This window comes from Caballeronia sp. M23-90 (assembly GCF_053574605.1).
In genome coordinates, this window is record NZ_JBSIPA010000710.1 from 1 (window position 1) to 2,182 (window position 2,182).

Below are 2,182 nucleotides of genomic sequence, written 5' to 3' on the forward strand. Positions count from 1 at the left end.
TGCTGCCGGCGCGCTGTCTGCCTGCGCCTGCACGGTGCCGTCGATTTCCTGCGGATCGTTGAACGCGGCATATGCAAGGGCGATGCCGCTAAGCACCACCGCTGCAGCGAGCGTCAGGCCGCCTTTCTTGACGGGCGTCGCAAACAGGCGATAGGTGAATGGAAGCAACAGCCAGACGCCGGCGATAACCAGTACGTCCAGGCGCGGCCCCAGCGCCCAAAAGTCGAACCCCGCCTCGATGACCGCCCATATCAATGTGCCAAAGAGCAGCAGCGCATAAAGATAAAGCGCCGACGTGCTTCGTCGCCAGACGAGATAAGCGACCGCCAGCATGAAAAGTCCGGCGATCACGTAATAAGGCGACCCTCCGATTGCGATCAGCCAGATACCCATTGCCACGAGGTAAATCCCCGACAGCAACAAAAACGCAATGGTGAGCCACTTTACGATGGGAGATGACGCGACAGGGGATCGCGCTGCCGGAGAGTTCGTGTTCATTTACGCACCTCGGGTTGTAGCCTCTAGCGGTTCTTGGCAGAACGGTGCCAAGGAAATTGCATGACGGGAAGGGTAACCGGTGTGGAATACGCTATGCCGGATCGACTTGATGCGGCTATCGCGCCGTCGAACATGGCGAACCGAAAGGCACACACATCGGCGGAGCGCCGGGGCGGGGCGCGCAAGCTTTCAAAAAAGTCGAAATTTCGGCGATGCGCATCAATATGACTTTTATAGAAACAAGCGCTGCTTCGCAATCATCATGCCCGGAGGGTCACATCGAGCTGGGGACACGGGTCAGGTTGCGCGTCTAGCGCTTCGTGACCGCGGCAATATCGAACACGGCGCGGACTTCGAATCCGAGCTTTTCATACACGCTGGCCGCGCCGGTGTTTCCGTCTCTCACGTGAAGAAACGCGGTGTCGCCACGCTCGAGGATGGTCTCCGTGATTGCCGCGCTCAGTAGCTGCGCATAGCGCTTGCCTCGATGCTCAGGATGCGTGCATACGCCACTTACCTCGGTTGCGCCGTCGAGCCGCATCCGCTCCCCAGCCATGGCAATGAGCTTGTCGTCGTGATCGAAGATACCCAGATACCGGCCTAGTGTGACCGTTCGAGCTTCCATCGGGCCGGGCTGTGCCAGCGCCGCGAGCTCGACCATGGCGTTGCCATCGGCGAGGGTGAGTACGCGCATTGACGGGTGAGCAGCCGCGCGTGCGGGTGCCTTGAAACTCGCCCTCGTGCATGTCATCTGCGCGAAGGTGTAGCGCCAGTCGACAGTCCAGTCTTCGGGCGGCGCGTCCTTGTCGATGGCGAAAACGCCAACCAGCGAACCGGCGCCCACAACTTCGGCCAGTGCGCTCCAGCAAGCCGGATCGGCGGAATTCATGACCGCTGCGATGGGCGATATGGACGGTTCGAAGCGGCGAGCCAATTCATTGCCCGAGCTGACCGAGCGTTGCAAGGTGGTGAGCGCGTTCCACGCCGGATTGTCGAGAGGATGCACTAAGCGAAGCTCCTTTTAAGGTTAGCGGGGGGTGCCGTCTTACCATGAACACCAGGCAGCCCGCAATATTCCCTGCACGGCTAACCGATTACCGATATCTCGGTTGCCAATAGTGCCTTCATTGCCGGTCGTCTGCTGCTTCTGTATGGTGGTCGTCATGCGCAATGCACTGATACGCAGCACAGAAGAGGATACTGAATGACTTCCGAGAACGGCACCCATACCGATACCCCGATCCGCACCGATGTCCTGATTGTCGGTGCTGGTCCCGTTGGACTTTTTGCGGCGTTCGAGGCGGGCGTCGTCGGTTTGTCGTGCCAGATCGTGGATACGCTTGGGCGCATTGGCGGGCAATGCATCGAGCTGTATCCCGACAAACCCATCTACGACATCCCCGCGGTTCCATCATGTACGGCACGCGAACTCGTCGACCGGCTGATGGAACAGTGCCGTCCGTTTGATCCGCCTATCCATCTGAACCAGCGCGTCGAAACAGTCGACCAACGCGACGATGGCCGATGGACCGTGACAACAGGTCAGGGCCTCGTCTTCGACATCCCCGCGGTTCCATCATGTACGGCACGCGAACTCGTCGACCGGCTGATGGAACAGTGCCGTCCGTTTGATCCGCCTATCCATCTGAACCAGCGCGTCGAAACAGTCGACCAACGCGACGAT

General features: G+C 59.8%; 2 protein-coding genes and 1 pseudogene. 1 reads left to right on the forward strand and 2 read right to left on the reverse strand.

Going from position 1 to position 2,182, the window contains the following annotated elements; genetic code table 11:
• Positions 1 to 498 (reverse strand): annotated as a pseudogene (locus ACRXB1_RS34975) (membrane-bound PQQ-dependent dehydrogenase, glucose/quinate/shikimate family); the annotation flags it as partial.
• 310 nt (positions 499 to 808) lie between these two features.
• Positions 809 to 1,504, reverse strand: a complete 696-nt coding sequence (locus tag ACRXB1_RS34980) for a GNAT family N-acetyltransferase (protein ID WP_449494648.1) — start codon at positions 1,502 to 1,504, stop codon at positions 809 to 811.
• Positions 1,505 to 1,702: 198 nt separating this feature from the next.
• On the opposite strand from ACRXB1_RS34980, the gene ACRXB1_RS34985 reads away from it, so the two are divergent.
• The coding region (locus ACRXB1_RS34985) for an NAD(P)/FAD-dependent oxidoreductase (RefSeq protein ID WP_449494649.1) at positions 1,703 to 2,182 on the forward strand (480 nt) is incomplete at its 3' end.